At 72.8% G+C, this 23,283-nt stretch carries 21 protein-coding genes, 1 tRNA gene and 2 pseudogenes; 17 read left to right on the forward strand and 7 right to left on the reverse strand.

Annotated features, from left to right (window positions below; translation table 11 throughout):
• Positions 1–170: 170 nt before the first annotated feature.
• Entirely contained in the window at positions 171–971 is an 801-nt protein-coding gene (locus ACO1BR_RS19200) for an SGNH/GDSL hydrolase family protein (RefSeq protein WP_159507066.1), read from the forward strand.
• Between the two features lie 72 nt (positions 972–1,043).
• Here ACO1BR_RS19200 and ACO1BR_RS19205 read toward each other — a convergent pair whose 3' ends face one another.
• On the reverse strand, positions 1,044–1,505 hold the full coding sequence (locus ACO1BR_RS19205) for an ATP-binding protein (RefSeq protein WP_426796286.1): 462 nt from the start codon (positions 1,503–1,505) through the stop codon (positions 1,044–1,046).
• 136 nt (positions 1,506–1,641) lie between these two features.
• On the opposite strand from ACO1BR_RS19205, the gene ACO1BR_RS19210 reads away from it, so the two are divergent.
• Genes ACO1BR_RS19210 through ACO1BR_RS19220 form a run of 3 tightly spaced genes read left to right on the forward strand, consistent with a single transcriptional unit; the run spans position 1,642 to position 3,695 of the window.
• On the forward strand, positions 1,642–2,508 hold the full coding sequence (locus ACO1BR_RS19210; protein WP_426796287.1) for a helix-turn-helix domain-containing protein: 867 nt from the start codon (positions 1,642–1,644) through the stop codon (positions 2,506–2,508).
• Between the two features lie 7 nt (positions 2,509–2,515).
• The gene (locus ACO1BR_RS19215) at positions 2,516–2,779 is read left to right on the forward strand and encodes a DUF397 domain-containing protein (RefSeq protein ID WP_426796288.1); all 264 of its coding nucleotides are present in this window, start codon (positions 2,516–2,518) and stop codon (positions 2,777–2,779) included.
• A gap of 10 nt (positions 2,780–2,789) precedes the next feature.
• Positions 2,790–3,695, forward strand: a complete 906-nt coding sequence (locus tag ACO1BR_RS19220) for an SAM-dependent methyltransferase (RefSeq protein ID WP_426796289.1) — start codon at positions 2,790–2,792, stop codon at positions 3,693–3,695.
• Positions 3,696–3,741: 46 nt separating this feature from the next.
• On the opposite strand, the pseudogene ACO1BR_RS19225 reads toward ACO1BR_RS19220, so the two are convergent.
• Positions 3,742–3,924, reverse strand: a pseudogene (locus ACO1BR_RS19225) (STM4011 family radical SAM protein); the annotation flags it as partial.
• Between the two features lie 37 nt (positions 3,925–3,961).
• Here ACO1BR_RS19225 and ACO1BR_RS19230 point away from each other — a divergent pair.
• Complete coding sequence (locus tag ACO1BR_RS19230; RefSeq protein WP_426796290.1) at positions 3,962–4,078, forward strand: hypothetical protein; 117 nt, start codon at positions 3,962–3,964, stop codon at positions 4,076–4,078.
• Here the strand turns inward: ACO1BR_RS19230 and ACO1BR_RS19235 are convergent.
• Positions 4,028–5,002 carry a carbohydrate kinase family protein gene (locus ACO1BR_RS19235; RefSeq protein ID WP_426796291.1) on the reverse strand — a complete coding sequence of 325 codons (975 nt, stop codon included), beginning with the start codon at positions 5,000–5,002 and terminating at the stop codon, positions 4,028–4,030. The genes ACO1BR_RS19230 and ACO1BR_RS19235 overlap by 51 nt on opposite strands.
• A 1,240-nt stretch (positions 5,003–6,242) precedes the next feature.
• Here ACO1BR_RS19235 and ACO1BR_RS19240 point away from each other — a divergent pair.
• The 7 genes and pseudogenes from ACO1BR_RS19240 (at position 6,243) to ACO1BR_RS19270 (ending at position 12,505) form a co-directional block, all read left to right on the forward strand.
• A complete protein-coding gene (locus ACO1BR_RS19240) occupies positions 6,243–7,466 on the forward strand; it encodes an MBL fold metallo-hydrolase (protein ID WP_426796292.1) in 1,224 nt (407 codons plus the stop codon).
• 402 nt (positions 7,467–7,868) lie between these two features.
• Positions 7,869–8,033 (forward strand): annotated as a pseudogene (locus ACO1BR_RS19245) (MBL fold metallo-hydrolase); the annotation flags it as partial.
• A gap of 326 nt (positions 8,034–8,359) precedes the next feature.
• A complete protein-coding gene (locus tag ACO1BR_RS19250; protein ID WP_426796293.1) occupies positions 8,360–10,402 on the forward strand; it encodes a sensor histidine kinase in 2,043 nt (680 codons plus the stop codon).
• Positions 10,392–10,841 carry a roadblock/LC7 domain-containing protein gene (locus tag ACO1BR_RS19255; protein ID WP_159507060.1) on the forward strand — a complete coding sequence of 150 codons (450 nt, stop codon included), beginning with the start codon at positions 10,392–10,394 and terminating at the stop codon, positions 10,839–10,841. The genes ACO1BR_RS19250 and ACO1BR_RS19255 overlap by 11 nt, the downstream gene beginning before the upstream one ends.
• Positions 10,842–10,882: 41 nt before the next feature.
• Complete coding sequence (locus ACO1BR_RS19260) at positions 10,883–11,242, forward strand: DUF742 domain-containing protein (protein ID WP_426796294.1); 360 nt, start codon at positions 10,883–10,885, stop codon at positions 11,240–11,242.
• Positions 11,220–11,840: a GTP-binding protein gene (locus tag ACO1BR_RS19265; protein WP_426796295.1), complete on the forward strand. Its 621-nt coding sequence runs from the start codon at positions 11,220–11,222 to the stop codon at positions 11,838–11,840. Before ACO1BR_RS19260 ends, ACO1BR_RS19265 begins: the two co-directional genes overlap by 23 nt.
• A 68-nt stretch (positions 11,841–11,908) precedes the next feature.
• Entirely contained in the window at positions 11,909–12,505 is a 597-nt protein-coding gene (locus tag ACO1BR_RS19270) for a GAF domain-containing protein (protein WP_159510236.1), read from the forward strand.
• A 91-nt stretch (positions 12,506–12,596) separates the two neighbouring features.
• Here the strand turns inward: ACO1BR_RS19270 and ACO1BR_RS19275 are convergent, their stop codons facing one another.
• A complete protein-coding gene (locus ACO1BR_RS19275) occupies positions 12,597–13,847 on the reverse strand; it encodes an acyl-CoA dehydrogenase family protein (RefSeq protein WP_426796296.1) in 1,251 nt (416 codons plus the stop codon).
• A 296-nt stretch (positions 13,848–14,143) separates the two neighbouring features.
• The gene (locus ACO1BR_RS19280) at positions 14,144–17,359 is read right to left on the reverse strand and encodes an amidohydrolase family protein (protein ID WP_426796297.1); all 3,216 of its coding nucleotides are present in this window, start codon (positions 17,357–17,359) and stop codon (positions 14,144–14,146) included.
• 167 nt (positions 17,360–17,526) lie between these two features.
• Between ACO1BR_RS19280 and ACO1BR_RS19285 the strand changes: the two genes are divergently transcribed.
• Positions 17,527–18,441, forward strand: coding sequence for an alpha/beta fold hydrolase (locus ACO1BR_RS19285; RefSeq protein WP_426796298.1), 915 nt, complete (start codon positions 17,527–17,529; stop codon positions 18,439–18,441).
• Between the two features lie 28 nt (positions 18,442–18,469).
• Here the strand turns inward: ACO1BR_RS19285 and ACO1BR_RS19290 are convergent, their stop codons facing one another.
• Both ACO1BR_RS19290 and ACO1BR_RS19295 read right to left on the reverse strand, forming a co-directional pair.
• On the reverse strand, positions 18,470–19,372 hold the full coding sequence (locus tag ACO1BR_RS19290; protein WP_426796299.1) for a transketolase family protein: 903 nt from the start codon (positions 19,370–19,372) through the stop codon (positions 18,470–18,472).
• A gap of 83 nt (positions 19,373–19,455) precedes the next feature.
• Positions 19,456–20,196: a transketolase gene (locus tag ACO1BR_RS19295; RefSeq protein ID WP_426796300.1), complete on the reverse strand. Its 741-nt coding sequence runs from the start codon at positions 20,194–20,196 to the stop codon at positions 19,456–19,458.
• 246 nt (positions 20,197–20,442) lie between these two features.
• Here ACO1BR_RS19295 and ACO1BR_RS19300 point away from each other — a divergent pair.
• From ACO1BR_RS19300 to ACO1BR_RS19315, 4 genes are all read left to right on the forward strand, one after another.
• Positions 20,443–20,516 (forward strand) — tRNA-Pro (locus tag ACO1BR_RS19300).
• A gap of 330 nt (positions 20,517–20,846) precedes the next feature.
• Positions 20,847–21,353, forward strand: coding sequence for a helix-turn-helix domain-containing protein (locus ACO1BR_RS19305; RefSeq protein ID WP_426796301.1), 507 nt, complete (start codon positions 20,847–20,849; stop codon positions 21,351–21,353).
• Positions 21,316–21,987 carry a hypothetical protein gene (locus tag ACO1BR_RS19310; protein ID WP_426796302.1) on the forward strand — a complete coding sequence of 224 codons (672 nt, stop codon included), beginning with the start codon at positions 21,316–21,318 and terminating at the stop codon, positions 21,985–21,987. Before ACO1BR_RS19305 ends, ACO1BR_RS19310 begins: the two co-directional genes overlap by 38 nt.
• Positions 21,980–23,209 carry an MAB_1171c family putative transporter gene (locus ACO1BR_RS19315; RefSeq protein WP_426796303.1) on the forward strand — a complete coding sequence of 410 codons (1,230 nt, stop codon included), beginning with the start codon at positions 21,980–21,982 and terminating at the stop codon, positions 23,207–23,209. Before ACO1BR_RS19310 ends, ACO1BR_RS19315 begins: the two co-directional genes overlap by 8 nt.
• The last annotated feature ends 74 nt before the right edge of the window (positions 23,210–23,283 follow it).

A 23,283-nucleotide genomic window follows, 5' to 3' on the forward strand; every position in this document is an offset into this window, starting at 1 on the left:
ACGCTCCGGTGGCGGCGGGCATCATCGCCGATTTAGCGCGCTGGGTGAGCACTGCATGCTCGATTCTTATTCCAACTTGAATGGAATTTGGCCTGGTGGCATTAATCACCTCGCGTCAACCCCTGGTTACGGTGGCGTAAGTCACTTCGGAAGGTGAAGTATGTCCTGACGTGGCAGACGATTCGAAGAACAACAGCAACGGCGCGAAAAGCGCCATCGGGTCGTACGCAGCCGTCGGGGACAGCTTCACCGAGGGGGTCGGGGATCCCGGCCGTGACGGGGCGTACATCGGTTGGGCGGACCGGCTGGCGGTCCTGCTTTCTGACCAGCGGAACGAGGGGGACTTCCGCTACGCGAACCTCGCCGTCCGGGGGCGGCTGCTCGACCAGATCGTCGAGGAGCAGGTGCCCCGGGCCCAGCAGCTCGCCCCCGAGCTGGTGACGTTCTGTGCCGGGGGGAACGACATCCTGCGGCCGGGCTCGGACCCGGACGCGGTGGCCGAGCGCTATGAGGCGGCGGTCGTGGATCTGCGCGAGTCGGTCGGGACGGTGCTGCTGTGCACCGGCTTCGACACCCGCGGGGTCCCGGTCCTCAAGCATCTGCGCGGCAAGATCGCCACCTATACCGCCCATGTGCGGGCCATCGCCGACCGGCACGACTGCCCGGTGCTCGACCTGTGGTCGCTGAAGTCCGTGCAGGACCGCCGGGCGTGGAGCGACGACCGGCTGCACCTGTCCGCCGACGGGCACACCCGGGTGGCGCTGCGCGCCGCGCAGGTGCTGGGGCTGACGGTGCCGGCCGACCCGGACCAGCCGTGGCCTCCGGAAGCGGAGCGGTCGGCCGCCGAGGCGCGGCGGGACAACATCCACTGGGCGCGCGAGCACCTCGTGCCGTGGATCGGCCGCCGACTGCGCGGTGAGTCCTCCGGCGACCACGTCGAGCCCAAGCGGCCGGACCTGCTGCCGCTGTAGCACCCCCGCCGCACGGGAGGGCGCTCCCGTACGAGAAGGCCCCGATGTCCGCCCTGACGGCGGCGCGGGGCCTCAGTGCGTCGTGCCGCGGTACGGAAGATCGGCCCAGACGACCTGGCCCCGGCCGCCGTCGTCGGGCCGGGTGCCCCAGCTGTCGGACAGCGCGCCGACCAGGAACAGGCCGCGTCCGCCCTCCTGGTCGAGGCTGCCCGGCTGGGCGTGCGGCGAGGCCGCCCCGGGGCCGCCCTCGTCGGTGATCTCTATCCGTATGTGCGCGCCGACGACGGTGACCTCGCAGCCGACCTTCTCGCTGTCGGTGTGCCGGACCGCGTTGGTGAACAGCTCGGTGACCACCAACTCCACGTCGTCGCGGACCTGTTCAGCCGCACCCCACTCGCGCAGCAGCGTGCTGACGCGCCTGCGCGCCTCGGGCACGGACGTACATCGCGCCGGCAAGTGGAACGCGTCCTGCGGGCTCTGGGCGAGGAATCCGCCGCATCGCCCTAACGAGGGAGCGTTTTTGTAGGAAGCCACGACATAACTATGTGCGATGTTGGTCACCGTTGGCAAGGATCACTCTGTAATTTGCAGAATTGAAAGTGCAGTCTGTTCGAGCTGATGACGGCATGACACACTGCTGAACACTGAAGCTGGTTGGAGGGGATGGGACGTGGCGGACCCACGGTCTGCAGGTGCACCGACCGTCCTGCGGGTGGTGCTCGGCAAGCGACTGCAGGATCTGCGGGAGAAGGCGGGGCTCTCCTTCGAGCGGGCCGCCGCGGCGCTGGATGTGACCCACGCCACGATAAGGCGGATGGAGAAGGCCGAGGTCGGCCTCAAACTCCCCTACGTCGAAAAGCTGTTGGCGACCTACGGCGTCACCGACGAAGCGGAGATCGAGGGCTTCCTCTCCCTCGCCCGCGAGGCCAACCGGCCCGGCTGGTGGCACCGCTTCCGCGACGTACTCCCCGAGTGGTTCAGCGCGTTCGTCAGCCTGGAGAGCGAGGCCAACCTCCTCCGCTCCTACCAACCGCACTACGTCCCCGGGCTGTTGCAGACCGAGGACTACGCCGCCGCCGTGCTGCGCGCCGGCATGCCGCACGCCGCCCCCGCCGACATTGACCGGATCGTCGCGCTGCGCATGGAGCGGCAGGCGCTGCTGACCCGCGAGAGCGCGCCGATGCTCTGGTCGGTGATGGACGAGACCGTGCTGCGGAGGCCCATCGGCGGTCCCAAGGTGATGCGCGATCAGATCTCCCGGCTGATGGAAGCCACCGAGCTGCCCAACGTGCGGCTCCAGGTGATGCCCTTCGCCGCGGGCCCGCACCCCGCCATGTACGGGCCGTTCCACATCTTCCGCTTCCCGATCCCGGAGCTTCCGGACATCGCGTATGCGGAAAGCCTCGTCGGAGCCGTGTACTTCGACCAGCGCAACGACGTCTCGCAGTACCTGGAGGCCCTGGACCGGATGTGTGCGCAGGCCGCGCCGGCACACGCGACCCAGGCCATTCTGGGTGGCTTTCGCAAGGAGATCTGAACCCCCCATGGATCGCATACGTATCTACAACGGCATGCCCGCCAACGAACTCGGCAGCGAGGGCTGGCACAAGCCGTGGAGCGGCGGAAACGGCGGAGAGTGCCTGGAGGCCATGCGCCTTCGGGACGGCCGGGTCGCGCTGCGCCAGTCCACCGACCCGGACGGTCCCGCACTGATCTACACGCACCGCGAGATGGTCAGTTTCATCGAGGGCGCGAAGGCCGGCGACGCCGACTTCCTGCTCTCCGCCGCGCCGTGCCCGGCGCACTGAGGAGGATGCCGTGAGCGACCAGCGCAGCACTCCGGAGGCGGCCGGGTCCGACGTACCCGAGATCGGGCCGTACGCCCCCGGACCCGAGCACCTGGGCTTCTCCGCCGAGGAGATCGACACCAGCCGCCCGCATCCGGCCCGGATGTACGACTACTTCCTGGGCGGCTGGGACAACTACGAGGTCGACCGGGTCGCCGCCGACCGGGTCATCGAGGTGCATCCCCAGGTGCGGGACAGCGTCCGCGCCAACCACGCCTTCGTCCAGCGCGCGGTCCGCACGGTGGTCGCGTCCGGCATCCGGCAGTTCGTCGAGATCGGCACCGGCATCCCCACCTCGCCCAACGCCCATGAGGTGGCCCGGGAGACGGCAGCCGACACCCGGGTGGTGTACGTGGAGAGCGACCCGATCGTCGCCACCCACGCCCGGGCCCGGCTCGCCAACACCCCCGAGACCGGATTCGTCCTGGGCGACATCCGCGACGCCAAGGCGCTGCTCGACCACCCGGTGGTCCGCGAACTGATCGACTTCGACCGGCCGGTGGGACTGCTGATCGGCGGCGTCATGGACTTCATCGCGGACGAGGACGACCCGGCCGGCCTGATCGCCCGGCTCGCCGAAGCGGTGCCGGCCGGCAGCCATCTGATGCTCTCGCACGGGACCCACGAGCCCTACGAGGGATACCCGCAGGGCCGCACCGACGAGGCGGCGCGGTCGAACGTGGAGGACGTCTACAAAAGCGCCAGCACTCCGCTGGTGCTGCGGACGAAGTCCCAGATCGCCGCGATCCTCGGGCCGTTCGCGCCCCTGGAGCCGGGCATCGTCCGGGTCCCGCTCTGGCGGCCGGACGGTCCGGTGCCCTCTCCGGAAGAGCTCAACAACACCGTTTTCTACGGTGTGGTGGGGCGCAAGGACTGAACCGTCCCGTCCGGCATCGGTGCCCCTGCCACGATCCGGTTCGCCGCGGGCAGGGGTGCGGGCCCGGCGCGCCGCGCATCCGGTCGTCGTGGAGATCGCCCGGCTCGGCGCGGACGAAGTGGCAGCGCCGGACCGTGCCGTCGCCGTCCACCGGGATCACCGACTCGCCCGCGTGGCACGGGAGTCCGGCGCTCCGGTGCGGAAGGCGGCTGTACGGGAAGGGCGGATCCGAACCGGACGGCACCCACCGCGCGTATGGGCTGCGGGTGCCGCCGCGGACGCCTGCGGCCCGGGAGGGCGTCGCCTGGACCTTCGAGCGGGGGGGCGGAGGGCTATGCGCCGGCAGCGGAGACCTCGGCGTCGGCCGCGGCCGGCACCGGTGACGGGGGAGAAGGAGTGAGCACGGCGCGCAGTGCGGCCCGGCCGACGAGGGCGGTGTGGGTGCCCTCCGCGGTGCAGGCGTAGGCGCCCGCGACCGCGCCCAGGCGTGCGCACTCCTCCAGGTCCCGGCCCCTGCGCCGCCCGTAGAGGAATCCGCAGGTGAAGGCGTCGCCGGCGCCGTTGCTGTCCACGACGGGGCCGGGCGGGACCGCGGCGGGCACCAGACGCGGGGTGCGGTCCTCGGGCGTGAGGAGGTAGGCACCGCCGGCGCCGGCCGTGGCGATCACCGCTTCGGCGCGACCGTCGCGGAGGATCTCCCGCATGACGGAGCTGATCCGCTCCCCGGCGCCGACCGTGCTGAGGAAGACCAGGTCCGAGCGGAGCGCGAAATCGCGGTGGTGCTCGGTGAGGCCGTCCCAGTCGTGCAGGTCCGTGGAGACGGGCAGTCCCAGGGCCTCGATGTCGTCGTACAGGAAGCGGGCGAAGTGGGTGATGGACAGATGGACGTGCCGGGTGCGGCGCAGGAGGGGGAGGTAGTGCTCCGGCGGCATCCGCAGATCGAGCGGGTCGCGGGCGTCGTAGAAGGACATCCGACGGCCGTCGGGGGAAACGAGGTTGACGGCCCGCCGGGTGCCGTGCGGAGAGATCAGCGGATGGAAGTCGACACCGCTGCCGGCGAGGCGCTCGCGGATCAGGGTGCCTGGATGGTCGTCGCCGAGGAAGTCGACGAATCCGGTGGTGAGCCCCAGCGCCGCGCAGCCGAGCGCGACACCGGTGCCCGTGTGCCCCGCGTCTTCGCGGATGGGCGGCACTCCGTGGCTGTCGGCGGGCGGTACGGGCAGTGCGTCGACCCGCACGGTGGTGTCCACGCCCGATCCGCCGACGACGAGGACGTCATACGGCTCAGATTCCTGCTCGAAGGTCACAAGCGTCCCTGAATCCCTTGCTGAAGAGACGAATCCCGTTGCTGGTGGGAGCGGCTGCGGGCGCGGCGCGCCCGCTGTCGGGAGTGTAGACGCACAGTCGCCGCATATCGGGATGTCAGGGACGGGTGTGACCCGCGGGAGGGACGGGGGTGCGCCGAAACCTGTGCGGTGGCGCGGCGCCCGGAGGTGAGTGGGTGCAGCGGCGCGGCTGACGGTGCGTGATGCGCGGCGCGAGGCCCGTCCCGGAGCTGCGGAAGAGCTCTACTCGACGGTGGGAAGGGGGCGTTGGGACGGTCGTTGCCGGGATGCGGAGGGCGCTGAAGCCTGCGGGCCGTCAGGGATCGAGGTCCCCGGGAACGGTGGCAGGGGCCGGCCGGCCGGCAGCGCCGCTTCGGCGACCGCGGGTATCCGACGCTCAGCGTCACCCGACCGGTCCTGGACGCCGTGGTCGGCGAACGCGCACTGCGGGCGGCGGTCGGCTCACCGCCCCGCCCTCCCGCCTGATGGCCCCGCGCGTCCTCCTGTGCACCGTCTTCCTGCCCCGCCGCCCCGGCCTGCCCAGAGGCCGGCAGCCGCCGTCGAACGCGCCTGCCACCGGGACGGCCGGGCCCTGGTCCGGAGCGGGCCCCGGTCCCCGGAGCGGCCGCTTGCCGGACGACGGCGGAGGGAGTGCGGCCGGGCCCGGCCCCGGCAGGGGTCGGCGGGGGCGGCAGGTGACCGGGGTGGGCGGGGCGAGTGGGGGACCGGGGTGAGTGGGGGTGGCGCGTGTACGGGGTCGGGCGGGGCGGGCGCTCGCGCCGCGGCTGCCCGGGGCGCCCCGGGTGCGATTCGACGACGCGGCGCCCGGTTCCGTTCCGTCCTCGTTCTCACCCGAATGGCCGCGTCCGAGTTGCGGTATGCATCCGGGGGTCGCAAGGGTCGAGGTGCCGTAGCGGTCGGTCGGCACGGGGCCGCAGTGCGCCCGTGAGCGCCGGACACCTACGGCGGACCGGGGCGGCGGACCGGCACGGCGGGCCCGGGAGGGGGATGCCTGACACGGAGGGGCACGTCTGATGCAGCGCAGCTCACACCGCTGGCCGGAATGTCGCGGCCGGTCGCGCGGTTGGTATCGGAAGGCGATGGTGTTGAGTCCGGTGGCCGCGTGCCGCGCCGTACGGCGGTGTGGGGCGGCCCGGGCCTGCCGGAACCCTCCGCTCACCCGGCCCGTTCACCTCGCGACCGCCCCGACCATGGAGGTGCCGTGACCGCATCCCGACCCCGCCGTACTCCGCTCACCGCGCTGCGCCCCGCGAGCTTCGGCGCCGAGCCCACCGGGGAGCGGCTGGCCAGGATGCGCAGTTCGCCGCAGTTCGTGGACGGGCAGTTCCGCAATCCGGCGCCCACCCGGCAGTTGCTCCGGGGTGCCGCGCTGCCGATGGCTCGTACGCAGCTGAGCCGCGAGGGCCGGTTGCGGCGGGCACCGGTGGGCCGGATCCCGGTGCACCGCCCGACCGCCGCGGACTGGGGCCGCCCGCCCGCCTCCGGGCTGCGGATCACCTGGATGGGGCATTCGAGCGTGCTCGCCGAGATCGACGGCCATCGGGTGCTCTTCGACCCGGTCTGGGGTGAGCGCTGCTCCCCCTTCAGCTGGGCCGGGCCCAAGCGGCTGCATCCGGTGCCGGTGGAGCTGGCGGAGCTGGATCCGGTCGACGCAGTGGTGATCTCGCACGACCACTACGACCACCTCGACATGCCCACGATCCGGGGCCTGATCCGCTCCGGCGCGGCCTTCGTCGCGCCGCTCGGCGTCGGCGCCGACCTGGAGTTCTGGGGTGTCCCCGCGGAGCGCATCACCGAGCTCGACTGGCATGAATCGACCCGGGTCGGCGGGCTGACGCTGACCGCCACGCCCGCCCAGCACTTCTGCGGGCGCGGCCTGCGCGGCCCGCAGCACACGCTCTGGGCCTCCTGGGTCGTCGCCGGTGCCGAGCACCGGATCTTCCACAGCGGCGACACCGGCTACTTCCCCGGTTTCGCGGAGATAGGGGCGGCGCACGGCCCGTTCGACCTGACCATGATCCAGGTCGGCGCGTATTCGGACTTCTGGCCCGACAGCCACCCGGACTGCACACCACTGCCCGGCATCTGGCCCGACATACACATGAACCCCACTCAGGGCCTGCAATCGCACCTCGACCTGCAACAAAGCCAGGCAAGTGGTGTCATGCTGCCAATCCACTGGGGCACCTTCAAACTCGCGCCACATCCGTGGGCCGAGCCGGGCGAGTGGACGATGGCTGTTGCCAAGGCAGTCGGACAAGCCGTGGCCTTCCCTGTTCCAGGACAGCCCTTCGAGCCCGATGGGGACATCCCCACACACCCATGGTGGCGGGACCTGTCCCTTCCCCTGAATCGCAAGTGGCCCCTCGTGGCGAGCGTTGCCGAGGAGGGCCGTGAAGACCTCGACCTGGTGAACGAGGGCTGATCGTGGACGAGCTGAGACGCGTAAGGGGAGTCCTCGCAGCCATCCCGAGGTTGAGCGGCAACAACTGCGCCGAGCCATTGACGGGTTGCCTCGGAAGGAACAGCCGGCGTCACCAGAGCGCGCTCTCGCGTCGTGGCCCGAACCCGGATCGTGAAGCCCTGACAGCAAGACATGGGGAATCCGCCGCTTCGCCGGATGGGACTCTCGGACGCCACGCGAGGGTTGGGGCCTACTTCGGGACCTCCGATGAGCAGCTCGGCGAAGCCGCCTGACGAGATTCACAGACCGCCCCCGGCTCGTAAGGCCGGGGGCTCTGGTGTATGCAGTGGCAGCCCGTTATTCCCTTCACCAACGACGGTAGGCCCCGGCGCGGCCAGCTAGCGAGCCAGAACGCCGCTCGCGCATCCGTGGGCGGAGCCGGCGGAGTGGATGATGTCCGCGGCCCACGAGGCGGGCGTCGCGTCCGTCGCGCCGCGGCCGGGGGAGCCGTTCGAGCCGGCCGTGGACCCGTGGTGGCGGGCGGTGGCGGTGCCGCCGGTCCATGGCCGGCCCGCCTGGCCGCCGGTGGTGGCGACCCGGGAGGCCGCGGGGGCGGCGGACGCGTTCGTGGGCGACGACCTCGTCGGCGAGGAACCCGCCAGGGGTGCGGAAGGGGAATTCGCGGCTGGGGTGGCGTGGCGGTGCGGGGCAGCCGTCGCCCGGATGCGGTGGTTGAGGTTTCAATTCCCGTTCGCTGAACGAGAGTTCGTATCCTTTCGCACTGCCGTGCGCGCCATGCCTACCCAAGGAGGTGGCGTGGGGTAGCGAAACCCCGAAGTGGGTCCGAACACCACCCCCGTACCAACTAGCGTGCGAACTCCGCGAACTGCCAACGGCCGATCCGGAGGGCGCCCATGCCTACCGCACCCCCCCACAGGACCCAGACGTCCCAGGAGGCTCAGAGGTCCCATGGGGGACGGCACGGTCGGGCCTCCTCCCCCGATACGGCCGCCGACTCGGCGATACGCTCCCGGCTGGTCCGACTCGCCGCCGTTCCCTGTCTGCTCGTCGCCGTCATCTGCACCGGCGTCGCCGCCTTCGTCGTCCAGAGCGGCGGCGCCCGACTGACCGGCCGGGAATGGCCGGTGCTCACCAGCGGACTCGTCGTGGTCTGCGTCATCGTGCTGATCGCCGGCGTCGCCGGGAACTCCGAGGCGCGCGCGGTGGTGAACCGCTATGCGCGGCTGCGCCAGGTGTGCGCCCGCAGTCAGTCCGAGCTGTACGACCTCCTCGACCGCGTCCGCCGTGACGAGTGGATCGAGCACCGCGAACCCGAGCCGGTGCCGGAGCCCGGCGGCGACGCCCTCGACCTGCTCGCCCAGGAAGTCGCCGCCGCGGGCCGGGCCGCCGAGGCGGCCGTCATCGACGCGGTGGGCATCGCCCGCTCCAACGCCACCGGGAACGAGCAGAAGCTGGAGGTCTTCGTCAACCTCGCCCGGCGGCTGCAATCCCTGGTGCACCGTCAGATCCAGGTGCTGGACGAGCTGGAGCACCAGGTCGAGGACCCGGACCTGCTCAAGGGCCTGTTCGTCGTCGACCATCTGGCCACCCGGGTCCGCCGGCACGCCGAGAACCTCGCCGTGCTCGGCGGCGCCGTCTCCCGCCGCCAGTGGACCCGCCCGATCACCATGACCGAGGTACTGCGCTCCTCGACCGCCGAGGTCGAGCAGTATCCGCGGATCAAGCTGGTGCCGCCGGTGGAGGGCACCCTGCGCGGCACCGCCGTCGCCGATGTCGTCCACCTCCTCGCCGAGCTCGTCGAGAACGCCACCATCTACTCCGCGCCGGAGACGCCGGTCACGGTGCGCGCGCAGCACGTCAAGGCGGGCCTCGCGATCGAGGTCGAGGACCGCGGCCTGGGCATGTCGGCGGAAGAGCAGGAGCAGATGAACCGGCTGCTCGCCGACCCCGAGCAGATGGATCTCACCGAGCTGCTGGACGACGGCCGGATCGGTCTCTACGTGGTCTCCTCGCTCGCCCAGCGGCACGGCATCGTCGTCCAGTTGCAGAGCAACATCTACGGCGGCGTGCAGGCCGTGCTGATCCTGCCGCCGTCTCTGCTCGGCGCCAACTCCGCCCAGGTACGGGACGAGTTCGACGGCTCGGTGGTGCCCCAGGCGTCCCTGGACCACCGCGAAGAACCCGCCGCCGATCAGGGTTGCGCCCAGGGGGACGGGTACGACGAGGGCGGCGCCGGCCCCTCGTACGACGGCGGGGGCGGACGGCACGACGACCTCATCTACCCCGGCGGGGGGTTCGACGCGACGACCGACGCCGGTACCGAGGCCGCCCGTATGGTCGCCTATCACCGGGCGATGGCCCGGCTCGCGACCGATGCCGACATCGACGCCGGCGCGATCGAGATCCGCCCGCCGGCCGGCGCCAAGGCCCGCCCGGCCGCGCCCGCCGAGGGCCGTCCCGTCGCGCCCGTCGCGCCCGCAGCCCCCCGCCCGGCCGCGCCCGCCGACGGCCGGCCCACTCCGCCCGCCGACCCGCGTCCGGGTGCCCCCGCCGAGCGCCGGCCCGCGGACCCGGGCCCCGTCGTCCTGCCGCCCCCGCCGCCGGTCGACGACGACGGGTCCCGGCCGCGGCTGCCGCGGCGGATCAAGCAGACCCACATCGCGCCCCAACTCCGCGACGACCCGCGGCTGCTGCCCCGCCGCGAGGGGACCGAGCGCATCCACGACCCCAACCTGATGGCCGCCTTCCAGCGCGGTTTCAGCCTCGGCGACCCCAGCTACGCGGCCGGCCTCACGACGGGCGGACAGACCGCCGCCGGCCCCGGCCACACCCCGGGCCGGGACGGCGGCCCCGCCGACCCCGACCCGCTCTTCGACCCTGACCACGACGCCCCGAAGGCCCGCCCCCGAGGAGACGACCACAACCATGGTGAGTGATGTGCATGCGCAGACGCACGCCGAGTTCCGCGGCAGTCAGCACACCGACCTTTCCTGGCTGCTGACCGGACTCGTACAGCGCGTACCGCACACCCGAAGCGCCGTTCTGCTGTCCTCCGACGGCCTCGTCAAGGCATCCCACGGCTTCGAACCGGATGTCGCCGACCATATGGCGGCGCTGGCCTCCGGCCTGTACTCGCTCGCCCGCAGCGCCGGTGCGCGCTTCGGGGAGGGCAGCGACGTCCTCCAGGTCGTCGTCGAGCTGGAGGAGACCTTCCTGTTCGTCTCGGCCGCCGGCACCGGTGCCTGCCTGGCGGTGCTCGCCGGGCGCGACGCCGACGCCGCGGTGCTCGGCTACGAGATGGGGATGCTCGTCAAGAGCGTCCGGCCGTATCTGTCCACCCCCGCGCGCCATCAGGCTCCGGCGGGCGGTCGTTGACCGTGGCCCTGCCTCGCCGACGATGGCCGGGCGGGCAACCCATGTACGACGGTGCCGCGGGCGAGATGATCCGCCCGTTCACCGTCAGTACCGGCCGGACCCGCCCCACGGCGCAGTTCGACCTGCTGACCCTGGTGCTGGCGACCGGACGGCGGCCCGCCGGCTCCCAGGGACCCGACCACGTCCGCGTCCTGGGGCTGTGCGACCGGCCGGTCTCGGTCGCCGAGATCGCCGCGCACATACGGCTTCCGGCCGTGGTCACCAAGGTGCTCCTCGCCGACCTCGTCGCCTGCGGCGCGCTCACCGCGCGGGCCCCCGTCGCCGTTTCGGCGGGGCCCGCGTCCCGTACCGACCGTGCGCTGCTGGAGGCGGTGCTGCATGGACTTCGTCAACGACTGTGACCCCCCGGCCACGGGGGAACCCGGACCCGATCCCTTCCCGACCGCGCTCAAGATCCTGGTCGCGGGCGGTTTCGGGGTCGGCAAGACCACCTTCGTCGGTGCGGTGAGCGAGATCGAGCCGCTCAGCACCGAGGAAGTCATCACCCAGATCAGTGTCGGCACCGACGACCTGGCCGGGGTCGAGGAGAAGACCACCACGACCGTCGCGATGGACTTCGGCCGGATCACCCTCGACTCGGACCATGTCCTCTACCTCTTCGGCACGCCCGGTCAGACCCGCTTCTGGTTCCTGTGGAACGAGCTGTCCGACGGCGCGCTCGGCGCGGTCATCCTCGCCGACACCCGGCGCCTCGACCAGTGCTTCGCCGCGGTCGACTTCTTCGAGCGCCGCGGCATCCAATTCATCGTCGCCGTCAACGAGTTCGACGGCTCCTACCACTACGAGCCCGACGAGGTCCGCGCCGCCATGGACCTCGCGCCGGAGATCCCCGTCGTCCTCTGCGACGCCCGGCAGTGTTCCTCCGGCACCCATGTCCTGGTGTCCCTCGTCGAGTACCTGCTCACCCCCGCCCTCGCCGCCACCCCGGAGCTACCGTGAACCACCCGGCCCGTTACCCCTTCGCCCATTTCCCCCACTTCCCCGCCTCGCGCTACCCCTCTTCCCGTATCCCTTACGCGTCGTACGACCCGACCCGCCATCTGCTGCTCACCCCGCAGGACGACGAGGCCCCGGCCCGGGTCCGCCGGCTGCGCGAGCTGGGCATCGGCAAGGATCCGCTGCCCGCGTTCGACGACTTCGCGCGCAAGCTCGCGCGGACCACCGATACCCCGTATGCCATGGTCAATTTCATCGACGAGCACGAGCAGTACTTCGCCGGTCTCTATGTGCCCGGCCAGGACAAGGCCGTCGAGCTGGGCCCGGCGCCCGCCAGCGGCCGGCCGGGCCGGGTGATGGCCCGCGACCACGGCTACTGTCCGCACGTCGTGGTACGGCGCAAGGCGCTGGTCCTGGAGGACGTCTGCGACTATCCGCGGTTCGCCGGCAACCCCGTCGTCGACGAGCTCGGCATCCGCACCTATATGGGCGCGCCGCTGATCGACCATACGGGGACGACGCTGGGCACCGTCTGCGTCGTCGACCTCGAACCGCGTCCCTGGGGGCGGGAGGGACTGCACACGATCAAGTCGCTGGCTGCCGAACTCGTCGAGCAGATCCACGAGATGGAGCGGCGGCAGAAGGCGTCCGAGTCCGGGGAGTCCTGAGCCGGAGCGCCCGGCCCCGGGGTCCGTCCGGGCCGGCTCCGGGGCCCGGCACGGCGGTGGCCGCGTCCGGCGCCGAGCCGCCGGACGGACCCTAGATCAGGCGCGCGAGCGGCGCCGGTCCGTCCGGCAGCTCCGCCTCCTCCGGCCAGTCGGCCGGATCCCGCCGTACCAGTTCCGCGAGCCGGCTGGACCACTCGCCCTTGGCCTGGCCCAGCGCCAGTTCGCCGAGCCGCAGCAGCTGGATGTCCGAGGTGCCGGCCGGCGCGAAGATGTGGTGCGCGTCGCGCAGGAAGCGCTCCACGGGCCGGTCGGTGAACAGCCCGCAGGCGGCGTGGATGTCCATCGCGTCGCGCGCCGACTCCAGGGCCGACTCCACGTTGACCAGCTTGGCGTTCATCAGCTCCGCGTCGCACGGCAGCCCCTGGTCCAGGAGATGGACCGCGTGGTACGCGGACAGCCGGGCGAGCAGCAACCGGGACTGGATCCGGCCGAGTTTGAGCTTGACGGCGCCCAGGGCGGCCAGCGGTTTTCCGTAGCGCTGCCGCTCGGTGCAGAAGCGCGTGGTCTCGTCCAGCACCGCCTGGTGGATGCCCAGGGACACCGCGGTCAGGTTGGGCCGCCCGTACAGCACGCTGGAGGAGTACGCCACGGACAGCCCGTCGCCCTCCCCGCCCAGCAGACTGGCCGCCGGCACCCGGCAGTTGTCGAAGAACAGCTCGCCGAAGCTGAAGCCGTGCAGTCCCATGGTGGGCTGCTCGGCGCCGACCCGGAAGCCGGGGGTGCCGGTCTCGACGAGGAAGGCCGACAGGCCCCTGGAGCCCTCGCCGGTGCGGACCACCACACCGTGCAGATCGCCGACATGGCTGTTGCCCACGTAGATCTTGCGCCCGTTGAGGACGTAGTCGTCGCCGTCCCGGACCGCGGTGGAGGCCATGCCCAGCACATGGCCGCCGGACTGCGGTTCGGTCACCGCGATGGTCGGCAGGCAGTCGCCGGACGCGATGGCCGGCAGCCAGGTCTTCTTCTGCTCCTCGCTGCCGAAGTGGACGATCTTCGCGACGCCCAGCTGGGACGCCTGCACCATGGCGCCCATCGCGGCGCTGACCCGCGAGATCTCCTCGATGACGAGGGTTTTGGCGACATGGCCCGCGCCCATCCCGCCGTAGGCGCGGTGCACCGTCGCGCCGATCCAGCCCTGCCGGGCGATCAGTCGCGACAGGTCGTGGCAGACCGTGCGGTGCGCCTCCATCTCCGCAATCCGGGGCCGCACCTCGCGCTCGGCGAAGTCCCGCACCCGCTGCCGGAGTGCCTCGTGCCGCTGGTCGGTGAAGTAGCGCTGCAAGGCTAGCCCTCCTCCGCGAACTGGCCCGCGCCGGCCGCTCCCTCCTCGGGGCGGCACCGGCGGCGCCGCCTGTGGTCGTACCGGAACGTGATGTGTCGCTTACCGCGTGCAACACCCGTTGGCATACCTACTGCGGCCGGCATAAAACATCAACCGGGTGCGTTCGTGTCAGCGGCTGGCGCACACGGAACGGCCGCACAACCCCCCGTGCCCGCAACGCCGGTGGCGCGGCCCCGGACCGTCCCGGAACCGCGCCACCGCGCGCCACCCGCCCCCGCGGTGAGCGATACCGCAGGTCAGTGGCCGCCGCCGCAGCAGGACTCGCGCCGCTGCTGGCGGCCCACCTCCAGCCAGTCGGTACCGGCCGCGGCCGCCGAGCGCAGTGTGGGCCCGCCGGGCGCGGGGAAGGCGTCCACCAACGCCCGCTGCTCGTACAGCCGTCCGCCCTTGACCACCGCCGAGGTCTGCACCAGGGTGCTGAAGTCGCTGAACGGATCGCCGTCCACCAGCGTCATGTCGCCCAGCTTGCCGACCTCCAGCGTCCCCAGGTCCCCCTCCGCGCCGAACACCCGGGCCGGCAGCGCGGTCGCCGTCCGCAGCGTCTGGCTCACCGTCAGCCCGCCGCGGTGCAGTGCCCGCAGCGCCAGATGCAGCGACAGCCCGACCGCCACCAGCGGCTGGTCGGTGCCCAGCGCGATCAGCCCGCCGCCGCCCAGAATCCGCCGGTAGACGCCCACTTCGGTCTGGATGTCGGCCAGTTGCGCGGGCGTCGGCCGGTGCCCGGCGCCCTCCCGTACGACCGCGGTGTCCCACGGCGGCATCAGCCTGGTCACCCGCACGTCCTCGGCCAGCGCGGGATCCTCGCCGATCAGCGCGGTCGCCGAGAACGGGGTGGCGAGCATGTGGAAGCCGCCGCCCGTGTAGACCTCCTCGACATCCTGGTACGCATGCCCGGTGCTGGACACGGCGTGCCCGAACTCCAGCCGTTGGGTGGCCTGGAGATGGGTCGTCAGATCCTGCCCCAGCTGCATGCCCGGGGTGAGCAGATGGCTCCCGGAGCGCACCCCGAGCCGCTCGTGGGCGAACTGTGCGGCCTCCGCCATCACCCAACCCGGCGCCCTGACATAGGTCTTGACGAAGTCCCAGTCCAGCGCCGCGCCGCGCTCCAGCGACCGCCGCAGTCCCTCGCGGGTGCGGTGCGCCCGCCCCATGCTGTACGCGACCCGGCCGCCGTCCAGCAGCTCACCGCAGCTCAGCAGCCGCGGCCCGGTGAGCGCCCCGGCGGCCAACGCCTCCCGGAGCCGGGCCTGTTCGTAGGAGAAGCCGCCGCACGAGACGGTGGTGGTGATGCCGTACGCGAGCTGGAGCGCGGTCTGCCGGCCGCCGTAGGTCGTCTGCCAGGGATGGGTGTGCGCGTCCCACAGGCCGGGCAGCACGGTCCTCGCCGAGGCGTCCACCCGCCGGGCGGTACCGGCCCGGGACGCCCGGTGCGGCTCCACGGCCGTGATCCGCCCCTCCCGTACGACGACGTCGACGTCGTCGCGCACCGCCTCGCCGGTCCCGTCCCAGAACCGGCCCGCGTGCACGACGGTGTCCCGGGCGCGCGACCCGCGACGCTGCAGGGCGACCGGCACGGTCCGCGCCGGACCGCCGGACGCCGGGATCAGCCGCAGCTTCCCGGCGGAGAGGTACAGCAGCGTCGCGGAGTCCCCGGACCAGGAGGGATGGTCGGCGCTCTCCTCGGTCAGCTGCCGCGGGGCACCGTCCGGCGTACCGTCGGGGCGCACCGGCAGCACCCACAGCGCCGACTCGGCGATCAGCGCCAGCTGCCGGCCGTCCGGCGACCAGACCGGGCCGGAGTCGTAGCGGTCGGCGATCGAGACATGCTCGGCGACCGGGTGCAGCCGGTCCTTGCCGGACTCGGCGTCGACGATCCGGATGACGTTGTAGCCCTCGCGGAACCGGCGGTTGAGCCGGTTGCGGTCGCACAGCGCCAGATAGCGCCCGTCCGGCGACCAGCTGGGCCGGCCGGGCAGCCCGCCCGCGCCCATCGGCGCGGCCAGCACCTTCTCCGTGCCGTCCGCCAGGGTCCGCACGACGAGATTGCCCGACATGTCGAGCGCGGCCAGCCGCCCGCCGTCCGGGGACAGCGCCGGCTGCACCCGCCCGCCGGCCGCCAGCACCGTCTCCGCCCCGGACTCCAGGTCCCGGCGGCGCACCGCGAACAGCCCGTCCCGGTCGTCCGCGTACACCAGCGACCGGCCGTCGCGCGCCCAGCTCGGCGCGAGCACATAGCGGGTGGCGTCGGCGGCGGTGATCCGGCGCGGTGCACCGCCGCCCGAAGTGGGCGCCAGCCAGAGGGAGTTGAGCGCGGCGAAGGCGACCTTGCGGCCGTCGGGGGAGAGCGCGGGCAGATGGACCCCGCGCACCGGACCGGCCGCGGTGCGCTCGAAGCCGTAGTCCTTGACGCGGTAATCGGGGCGGTGCAGCGGCAGCCGGGCGGTGAACGGGATGTGCTCGGCCCGCTCCGGGGCGTCCGGCCGCACGACCCGGAACTGGCCGCCGACCGTCAGCAGCAGCTCGTCACGCGACACCCAGCGCGGCGGCACCGGCTCCACGTCGCCGCCGACCGCGACCGCGGCACCGTCCACCACCAGCGTGCAGGTCGGCCCCGGATAGTCGGTGGTCCGCAGGTACGCCAGCCGGCCGGCCGGGGAGAGCGCCGGCACCATCACCTGGGCCGCGGCGGTCTCGGTGTGCTCGGTGCGCACCGCGCCCCGCCCGTCGGCGGGCACCGACGCGACCGTACGGGACGCCAGCGCGGCGCCGGCCACCTGCCCGCGGACGAAGAAGAGCCGCGAGCCGTCCGGCGACCAGCACGGGTCGAAGTCCTCCCAGGCGCCGTCCTGATGGGGACCCTCCTGGCCGGGCAGCCCGGTCACCCGGGTCAGCCGCCCGTTCTCGACCTCCAGCACCCATAACCGGTACGGGCTGCCGCTCACCGCGTCGCCGCCGCGCTCCGAGGCGAACGCGATCCGGGTCCCGTCCGGCGACCAGGCGGGCCCGCGGTCGTCCCAGGGGCCGTCGGTCAGCTGCCGGAGGCCGGAGCCGTCGGGGTGCAGCGTCCAGAGGTGGAAGGTGCCGCCCCGGTAGGCGCAGACGGCGATCCGGCGGCCGTCGGGGGAGTACACCGGACGGGTCGGCTCCAGGTCGGGCGGGGTGAGCGCCACCGCGTCGCCGCCGGTGCGGGGCAGCGACCACAGGACGTTCTGGACCTCGGCGACCAGCCGGTCGCCGGAGGGGGCCAGGGAGGCCGCGCCATTGGTCGCGGCGGTGAAGGAGAGGGCGGTGCCGGACGCGCCGGCGGCGGGCTGCGCCGCCGCGGGCGCGGGGGCGGCGACCCCGGCGAGCCCGGCCGCCGCGGCGGCCGACGCGGTGCCCTGGAGAAATCTGCGGCGGGACAGCGGCGAACGCCGGATCGGAGCGTCGCCGGAAGGGTCTGCGGTGTCCAACGGTCCTCCTGCGAAAGGGGGTTGCGGCACAGGGCCGACACAGAACCGCCCGATCGTGCCACGCCGCACGGGCCGCGGGCCAACTCCGCCGCGCGCCCCGTGGCGCACCGCCGCCCGGCGGGACAGAGTGGGCGCGACCGATGCCCGCCAGCCCCCAGGAGGCAACGATGCAGCAGGACTTCCACCAGGCCCCCGACGGCGCCCGTATCGCCACCTACACCTGGCTCCCGGAGTCCGGGGCGCCGCGCGCCCTCGTCCAGATCGCCCACGGCGCCGCCGAACACGGCCGCCGCTACGACCGCTTCGCCCGCTTCCTGACCGGCCACGGCTACGCCGTCGTCGCCTCCGACCACCGCGGCCACGGCGCCACCGCCGCCACCACCGGCGGCCTCGGCGTGGTCGGCGAGGACGCCTGGCGGGCGATCGTCGGCGACCTCAAGGGCATCGGCGACCACGCCGCCGCGGCCCACCCCGGCGTCCCGCTCGTCCTCCTCGGCCACAGCATGGGCGCGATGCTGGCCCGCGACTACGCCCAGGAATACGGCGCCGACCTCGCCGGACTGATCCTCACCGGCACCTTCCGCACGCTGCCGGGCCTGGACATCGACGCCGCGTCCGCCGAACTGGAGGCGGAGATCACGGCCCACGGCCGCGCCCACCTCTCGTCCTTCATCCCGCGCACCTTCGGCTTCTTCAACGACGCCTTCCCGCACCGCACCGGCTACGAATGGCTCTCCCGCGACACCGCCGAAGTGGACCGCTATGTGGCCGACGAGCAGTGCGGCTTCCCGTTCTGCGCCGGGCTCGCCCTCGACTGGGTACGGGCCGTCCGCAAGGTCAACGACCCGGCCCACCTCGCCCGCATCCCGCGCGGCCTGCCCGTCCATGTCGCGGTCGGCGACCAGGACCCCTGCCACCAGCGGATGACCCTGGTCCATGAACTCCTGGAGGACTTCCGCTATCTCGGCATCCGCGAGCTGACCTGGCGCGGCTACCCCGGCGCCCGCCACGAGATCCTCAACGAGACCCACCGCGACGAGGTCCAGCACGATCTGGTCGGCTGGCTCGACAAGCACATCTGACCCCGCCGCGGCCGGTCCCCCGGGGGTGTCATCCGCCCAGGAACCCGGTGATGCGGGCCCGCAGGCCCTGCGGGTCGAGCCCGTGCCCCGCCAGGTGCTCGTCGAGTTGCCCGTAGCGGCGCAGCTCCCGGCGGCCCACGCCGAGCCCGAGCACCCGGTGCGGCCGGTCGGCGAGCGCGTCGTTGGCGTACCGGGTGGAGGTGCCCGCCAGGTACGGCTCGACCAGCACCACGTCGGCGGCGTCGGCGGCCCCGGCGGCGGCGCGCAGGGTCCGGGCGTCGAAGGGCCGCACGGTCGTCGCGTACAGCACGGTCACGTCCAGGCCCTCGGTGGCGGCCAGCACGTTGTCCAGCATCGGCCCCACGGCGGCCACCACCCCGCGGCGTCCCTGCCGCAGGGTCAGGAACCGGTTCTCGCCCACCGGCCGCGGGGCCGCGTTGACCTGCAGGGACAGTCGCACGTAGACCTTGTCGTCGCCGGCGGCCGTGGCCCGCCGCAGCAGGGTCTCGGCCTCGTCCGGGTGGCCGGGCACGTGCACCGTCCAGCCGTCGAGGGTGTCCAGCAGGGCCACGTCGCCCGGTGCCATGTGCGTGAAACCGCCGCTCGGCCAGTCGTAGGAGGCGCCGGCGCTCACCAGGACGCCGCCGGTGCCCTGGTGGCCGAAGTCCAGCTTCAGATGCTCGAAGGGCCGCTCCACCAGGAAGCTGGCGAAGGTGTGGATGACCGGCCGCAGTCCGGTCAGCGCCAGCCCGCCGCCGACGCCGATGAGCAACTGCTCGCGGATGCCGACGTTGACCACCCGCTCGGGGTGCCGTCGGGCCGCGTCGGCGAAGCCGTCCACGCCGATGTCGGCGAGGACGAGGGCGAGCCGCGGGTCCTCGTCCAGCAGCCGCGAGGTGACCGCGGCGAAACGCTCACGCATGGTGTCCATCACTGGGAACCTCTCGAAGTCGGGGGATATCAGGGAAGTTGGGGGAAGTCGGGGAAATCAGGTGAGGCTGCTGGGGAGAGCGGTCAGAAGACCTGCTTCTCCTTGGGCTCCACGCGGGCCACCACCGCATGCGGACGGCCCGGGTGCGGTGCGCTGAACGCCTCGTACAGCGCCTGGTGGTCGCGGCCGTCCACGGTCGCCGTGGACCAGCCGGCGGCCGTGAACCGGGAGGCGATGCCGCCGTACCAGCCGTGCGTGGCGGAGGAGTTGTCGATGACGAGGGTGTGCAGCCGGTCGAGGCCCGCGGCGCCCGCGAAGGCGAGCGCCTCGTGATTGCTGCCCTCGTCCAGTTCCGCGTCGCCGATCAGCACCCAGACCGCCGGCTCCGGGCGGCCCTGGGCACGCAGCCCGAGCGCGGTGCCGACGGCCAGCGGGAGCCCGTGCCCGAGCGATCCGCTGCCGATCTCGGCGCCGGGCACCAGCTCCCGGTCGGGGTGGTGGCCGAGCGGCGAATCGTACGCGCCGAAGCCCGGCAGCCAGTCGGTCGGGAAGAAGCCCTTGGCGGCCAGCACCGCGTAGTAGGCCATGGGGCCGTGGCCCTTGGAGAGCAGGAAGCGGTCCCGCCCGGGGTCGGTGGCGGTGGTGGGGGAGACCCGCAGCACCCGGTCGTAGAGGACCCATAGGGCGTCGAGGGTGGAGGTGGCAGCCGGGCCGTGCTTCTCATCGCCCGTCATCAGGCCCATGAGGCGGGGCAGTTCGCCGAATCCGATCGGGGCGTCGCCGGTGCGGGCTTCCGGTGTGGTGTCCGTCGCTGTGTTCGTCATGTCGGAAACGGTGCAACCTCAAGCTTGGTCGAGGTCAAGTGAGGTCCGTGGATCCCGTGGGCCGCTGCGGCCCGGTGATCCCGATCGCCGGTGCGGCCGGAGGGTGGTGCGGCCGGCGGCGGTGCGCCCGCTCACCCCGTCCGCCGTCCCTCGTGCCCGGTCCGGCCGGAATGTGGCGACGCGGACCCTCTGACATGGGGTATTGTTCTCGTGCACGACCGCCCGGGGTTTTGGCGGAACGGGCATCGGGACGTGGCGCAGCTTGGTAGCGCACTTGACTGGGGGTCAAGGGGTCGCAGGTTCAAATCCTGTCGTCCCGACTTGTGACAGCACAGGTCGGAAACCGTCTCCTCATCAGAGGAGGCGGTTTTTTCGTCGTCCCCGCCGGGTGCGTCGCAGCCCGCCGTCCCGGACGCGCCCGCCGTTCCCGGCCCGCTCGCAGCCCCCGCCGTCCCGCGCGCCCCTTCCGTCCCTCTCGCCAGGGCTGTCCCGGCGCGCGGCCGTTGTCCGGTCACTCAACTCGTGGTTAAGCCCGACCGCCCTCACTGTCCGTATGTGGACTGGTGCGGCGCGTTCCGGGCATGACAGGATGGAGAGCACGGTTTCCGCGGCCTTAACTGTTCGTTGGGCTCGATCGATGGGACGGTGGCATGGCAGTGGGGGGCGACGGCCGGTCCAAGGGGGTGGGGGGCCTGCTCGCGGAACGGCTCAACCACCTCTTCGCGCACATGCACCCGCCCGGCGCGCCGTACACCAACGCCTTCGTGGCCGACGAGATCAGCAGCGGGGCGGCGGAGTACGGCGGGGTCAGGGTCACCGAGCAGTATCTGTCGATGCTGCGCAACGGACGGCGGACGAATCCGAGCCCCGAACTCCTGCGCGCGCTGGCCAAGTTCTTCGCGGTGCCGGTCGGGTATCTGCTGGGTGACCTCTCGCAGCCGCAGGCCGCGCGGGTGGAGGAGGAGGTCCGGTTCCTGGCCGCCATGCGGGACCAGCGGGTACGGGCAATCGCGCTGCGCTCGGTCGGGCTGCCGCCGGAGGTGCAGGACAGCCTGACGACGATCATCTCCCAGTTCCGCCGGCAGATGAACCTGCCGGCCGACCCGCCGGAGCAGGGTGGTGATCGGCGTGGCGAACGGCCCGATACGGACCGCTGAGCACGACCGCATCTTCACTACCTGGCGGCGGGCCGCAGACGAGGACGGGACGAGCATGCGAGTGGGGCGGATACGCAGGCGGTGCAAGCAGCTCATCAAGGAACTGGAGCTGCCCGCCTCGACCGATCTGCGGGGGGTCTGCGACATCGTCGCGGCACGGGTGGAGCAGCCGGTCCACTTGGTGCCGATGAGCCTGGGCGGGGTGGTCTCGGGGATGACCGCCACCACGGACGACGGCTACTGGGTCTTCTACGAACTCAAGACCTCCCCCTGGCACCAGACCCATATCGTGCTGCACGAACTCAGCCACCTGCTCCTCGGGCACGCCCAGGACCCGGCCGTCACCGAAGAGGCGCTGCGGATCTGGACACCGTCCGTCGACGTCGCCACCGCCATGCGGCGGATGGGCCTGACCATGGGCTTCGCCCGGCACCACGGCTATGACAGCCTCGCCGAGCGGGAGACCGAGGTGCTCGGCACGCTCCTGATGGAGCGGGTGGTGCCGTCGGAGGCGGAGCGGGAGGTCCCCCTGGAGGGGCCGGCCGCCGAGGTGGCGGCGGCGCTCGGGCCCGCGCTCCAGCACATCCGGCGCCAGCAGGAGGACGCCGGGCAGGCGGGAGGCACCCGTGTTTGACATCGTCTACCTCTGCTTCGGGGCCGCCGCCTGGGCGCTCGTGGCGTACAAGTCCGTCGCCTGGTTCCGGGACCGCAGCAACACCGACCTGGGGCTCGCCTGTGTGATGACCGGTGGCGTGGCGACCGTCTTCCTCTTCTCCGCGCCCAGCCTCTACCGGGGATTCGACCGGCTGCTCGGGGTGGCCAACCTCGCCATGGTCTTCCTCTACTCCTCCGTGGTGGTCTTCGCGGCCGGAGCGCTGGTGCTGCTGCTGCGCTGGACGGCGGGGGACGGCGAGGCGGCGCGGGCCCGTGCGCGGGTCAGGGCACGGGTGGCGGTCGGGGTGGTGGCCGCGCTCTGGGCGGTGGCCGTCACCGGTTTCGCGGTCGGCCGGCCGGACGCCGTCGAGCACCCCCGCGACTTCAGCACCGCCTACACCGACGCACCCGGCGTGATGCTCTTCCTGTTGCTGTATCTGGCCGTTTTCGGATCGAGTCTGGCGGGCCTGGGGACCCTCTGCCCGCGCTACGCCGCCCGGCTCGGCGGATCGTGGCTGGCGCGCGGGCTGCGGGTGCTGGGCGCCGGCTGCTGGCTCGGCCTGGTCTACTGCGCCTGCAAGGTCATCGGCTTCGTCCTGTCCTGGTCCGGGCATCCGGCGCGCTGGCTCTCCAACGGCGTCGCCCCGCTGAGCGCCTCCGTCGCCGCGATCCTGGTCCTGGCCGGATTCTCGCTGCCGGCGGCCGGCCCGCGCGTCGCCGCCTGGCGCCGGCTGCGCCGCCTGTCCCCGCTCTGGCGGACCGTCACCGCGCAGAGCCCCGAGGTCACCATGGACGGCTCGCGCTGGTCGGGCCGCTGGCCGTTCGCCGACCTGGAGTGGCGGGCCAACCGGCAGATGGCCGAGATCCGCGACGTACAGCGCGGGATCCGCCGCCATGTGGAGTCCGACGCGGTCGACATCGTCCTCGAACGGGCCCGCGCGGTCGCCCTGGACGACCGGCAGCTGGCCGCGGTCGCCGAGGCGGCGGCGCTGCGGCGCGGCCTGGAGAACCGCGCGGTGGGCCATGTCCCGGCCCACGGCGCCGACAGCGTCGTGGTCGACGCCGCCCCCACCGGCCGGGAGGGCGCCCAACTCGCGGCTGAGTACGAGCACTTGGCGCTGGTCGCGGACGTCTACCGCTCGCCGCTGATCGAGACCGTGCTGACCGAGCTGCGGGAGCGCAGCGCCCGGCCGCGCACCTGACGCGCAGTCGCACAGACGGGGTGGCCCGGTACGGGGGTCCGGGCCGCCCTTGCACAGCGGCGGGACCGGCTCGT

Origin of the sequence: Streptomyces sp. YGL11-2, assembly GCF_050054615.1 — a bacterium.
Classification (GTDB): Bacteria; Actinomycetota; Actinomycetes; order Streptomycetales; family Streptomycetaceae; genus Streptomyces.

Excerpts from the sequence above, each read along its gene's own strand:
- ACO1BR_RS19290 (WP_426796299.1), bottom strand. The coding sequence starts at position 19,372 with ATGGACACCATGCGTGAGCGTTTCGCCGCGGTCACCTCGCGGCTGCTG.
- ACO1BR_RS19305 (WP_426796301.1), top strand. The coding sequence starts at position 20,847 with ATGGCAGTGGGGGGCGACGGCCGGTCCAAGGGGGTGGGGGGCCTGCTC.
- ACO1BR_RS19295 (WP_426796300.1), bottom strand. The coding sequence starts at position 20,196 with ATGACGAACACAGCGACGGACACCACACCGGAAGCCCGCACCGGCGAC.
- ACO1BR_RS19255 (WP_159507060.1), top strand. The coding sequence starts at position 10,392 with ATGGTGAGTGATGTGCATGCGCAGACGCACGCCGAGTTCCGCGGCAGT.
- ACO1BR_RS19265 (WP_426796295.1), top strand. The coding sequence starts at position 11,220 with ATGGACTTCGTCAACGACTGTGACCCCCCGGCCACGGGGGAACCCGGA.
- ACO1BR_RS19260 (WP_426796294.1), top strand. The coding sequence starts at position 10,883 with ATGTACGACGGTGCCGCGGGCGAGATGATCCGCCCGTTCACCGTCAGT.
- ACO1BR_RS19215 (WP_426796288.1), top strand. The coding sequence starts at position 2,516 with ATGGATCGCATACGTATCTACAACGGCATGCCCGCCAACGAACTCGGC.
- ACO1BR_RS19285 (WP_426796298.1), top strand. The coding sequence starts at position 17,527 with ATGCAGCAGGACTTCCACCAGGCCCCCGACGGCGCCCGTATCGCCACC.
- ACO1BR_RS19250 (WP_426796293.1), top strand. The coding sequence starts at position 8,360 with ATGCCTACCGCACCCCCCCACAGGACCCAGACGTCCCAGGAGGCTCAG.